Origin of the sequence: Xanthomonas euvesicatoria pv. euvesicatoria, from assembly GCF_020880415.1 — a bacterium.
Taxonomy (GTDB): domain Bacteria; phylum Pseudomonadota; class Gammaproteobacteria; order Xanthomonadales; family Xanthomonadaceae; genus Xanthomonas; species Xanthomonas euvesicatoria.
Window position 1 is genome coordinate 1 of record NZ_JAJIUJ010000051.1, and the last position, 2,918, is coordinate 2,918.

The 2,918-nt window shown below is 64.9% G+C and carries 3 protein-coding genes; all 3 read right to left on the reverse strand.

The window, feature by feature from the left end; genetic code table 11:
- Positions 1 to 211, reverse strand: a 211-nt coding sequence (locus tag LN450_RS09450; protein ID WP_228892760.1) for an ESPR domain-containing protein, incomplete at its 3' end; no start/stop codon positions are given.
- 538 nt (positions 212 to 749) lie between these two features.
- Positions 750 to 2,633 carry a S8 family peptidase gene (locus tag LN450_RS09455; RefSeq protein ID WP_011348585.1) on the reverse strand — a complete coding sequence of 628 codons (1,884 nt, stop codon included), beginning with the start codon at positions 2,631 to 2,633 and terminating at the stop codon, positions 750 to 752.
- Between the two features lie 102 nt (positions 2,634 to 2,735).
- Positions 2,736 to 2,918 (reverse strand): YadA-like family protein (locus LN450_RS09460; RefSeq protein WP_228892394.1); only part of this gene is annotated, 183 nt, incomplete at its 5' end.

Genomic DNA, 2,918 nt, shown 5'->3' on the forward strand with positions numbered 1-2,918 from the left:
CTTCGACCGATTGCGCATTGGCAGGAAGCGGCGTGGCCAATCCGGCGCCACCCAGCGCAAGGGCGATGGCGGCGGCCAGTGCCAGGCTCTGGCGACGATCGATGAATGCGGCTGAGGCCACCGCTCCGGGGCTGTCGCCGCTGGCCAATTCCGAGGCTACGGCCCACACGCCAAGCGATTTGTTCCAGACCTTGCGATAAATCCGATTCATCGACGCACGACTCCTGAGTTGTTGGACTGGTTTTTGTGGCGAACACCCGGCGGCAGAAGGCGTTCCAGCCTGCAGTGACCGCAGTGATTCGCGCCATGGGCCTTGCGGCGGAGCGGCTCGCGCCTGCTTCCTGGATAGTCAAAAAGTGAACGCTACCCAACCATAGAACTGAGCGGAGTGTTAACAGCCGTCATTTCGGGCGTCAAGTTTTTGACAGAAAGCGAAGAGAAGTGCGCGATTGATCACACTTCGGCTTGCTTTTATTAGATTTTTGATAAATCTTTGGAAAACAGCGACCTAGATCATGTCCTTCGAGACATTTCAGGGCTGAATAGGCGGAACTGGAAAAGACAAAAAAACCCGCTGGCAGGACGCCAGCGGGCTTGGTTGCGCAAAATGCAGGGGTGGCCGGTCAGATCTGCGGCCAACATGCCCCACAGCCAGCATGCGCGGTCGATCGGCGCGCGAGGTGGCCGTGTTTCAGGCGTTCACCGCCAAGGAAATGACGATTTCGCCGAACCGGCGGCGACATGTCGGATCATTGGCGCGCCAGCAGGCTCACCGCGTCGAAACCGCTGCCTTCCAGCTTGAGAATGTAGGTGCCGGCACGCGGCGCAGTGAAGCGCACCGTCTGGCTGGTGCCGCGACGCGTAGACGCGCCGTCGTTGTCGGTGGCGGTGGGCTCGCGCCCGAATGCCACGTACAACCCCGCCTGGCCGCTGCCGCCGAAGCTGATGAAACTCAGCACCGCACCCGCCTGCGCTTGGAACGTGAACACCCCCGCATCGCCCGACAGATTGGAGATGCCGCTCTGCACCACGCCATTACGCAGAGGCTGCGCATCCACCTGACATCCCACATCGCCCCTATCGCAGCGACGTAACGCGCGCGCAACTGCGGCTCCGGCATCCACGATGCCTGCCCCGGCCGGCGTTGCCACCGGAATCGACACCGGGAATGCGCGCGCAGTGCGCTTGAGCAGGCTCTCCATTGCGGCCGGCGACAACGGCGGTTTGCCGTCGGCGATCAATGCGCTCTGCACCAATGCGGCGGTGCCGGCCACATGCGGCGACGCCATCGAGGTGCCGGCGTAACGCGTGCCGCCATAGGTGAACTGCCCGGAGGTTGGTGTGGTTTTGCCGGTGTAGAGGGTTTGCCAAACAAAGCTGCGGATCGGGCCATCGTTGGTGATGAAGGACATCGAGCTGCCGCCCGGGCCGGCCAGGTCGATCTGACGGCCGAAATTGCTGTAATCGGCAAGCGCGCCGGTTGCGCGCGTGGCGGCAACGGCAATCACATTGGCGCAGTTGGCGGGAGTCGTCGTCGATACATCGGCCGTTGAATTACCCGCCGCCACCACCACGGTGGTGCCGCGCGCCACTGCGCCATCGATCGCGGCCTGCATCGCCGAACCGCATGCACCGCCACCGCCCAGGCTTAGGTTGATCACTTCGGCCGGATCGCGGTTGTCCGGTACGCCATCGACGTGACCGCCGGACGCCCAGACGATGGCATCGGAGATGTCGGAGAGTCGCCCGCCGCAGTGCCCGAGCACGCGCACCGGCAGCACTTTCGCCCGGTAGGCGACGCCTGCCCCGCCAATGCCGTTGTTGGTGGCTTCGGCAACCGTGCCGGCCACGTGCGTGCCGTGCCAGCTGCTGTCGCTGGCCACCGAGAACAGCCCGCAATCGCCGTCTTCGACGATCCAATCGCCGAGGTCCAGTGCGCCGGGCACACGCTCGGCCGTGGCGCGACGCGAGAAGAACGGGTCGGTGATGAAGTCGTAGCCGGTGAGCAGATTGCCGGCCAAGTCTGGGTGGTCGGGCAGGACGCCGGTATCCAGTACCGCCACCACCACGCCTTCGCCCTGCGTTGTTTTCCAGGCTTGGGCGACGTCGATGCCATCCACCGGGTCGATGAGATGCCATTGATTGGTTTGCAGCAGCGGGTCGTTCGGCAATGCGCCGCTGGTTTGCAGCGGATACATGCGCAGATCCACCTGCGCCGATTCGACCGCCGGGTCTGCGCTCAATTCCTGCACAAGCCGGTCGGCATCGGCACGACTGAGCTGGGCAGGCAATTTGATCAGTTCACCGCCCGCGGCAAGCGTGCGCAGATAGGTTGGCGCTGCGGTGGCACTGGTGCGTGCGGCAGGCGCAAGACGGACGGATGCGCGCGAGGCGGCCGCACTGACTGCCGCCGAGGCACTGCGGCCGATATCGCGCGCGGTACCGACCTGCCCGCTGCGGTAGCGGACGATGATTCTGTCAACCGGCGCATTGGCCATGGCCTGTTGGCGTTGGGCATTGGCTGCTGCCGCATCGGCGTTGGCGTTGGGGTTGGCGGCCAACGCTGTACTGCACGACGCCGCCAGGACACAGCAGGCAAGCACAAGGACCTGCGTAGAAGAACTCTGGATCACGATGGGATTCCTTCGAGGTGAGTGCGAAAGGGCATGACGAAGAAAGCGCGCCGCCCGGCGACGGGCGGCGGGAATGCATGCGACCGCGTGGCCGTGCTGCGGCTACCAGCCGAAACCAGCGCCCAGCCCAACCGATCGGTCATCGCCGCTGAGTGCGCCGCCCACGGTGAGGGTGGCGCGCGGGCTGATCGCACGCTGGTAGCCCACCGACAACGCCGACTCGCCGTTCTGAAAACCGACACCGGCACCGATGCGGTTCTGCGAGGCGATACCGGCCACGCTGGC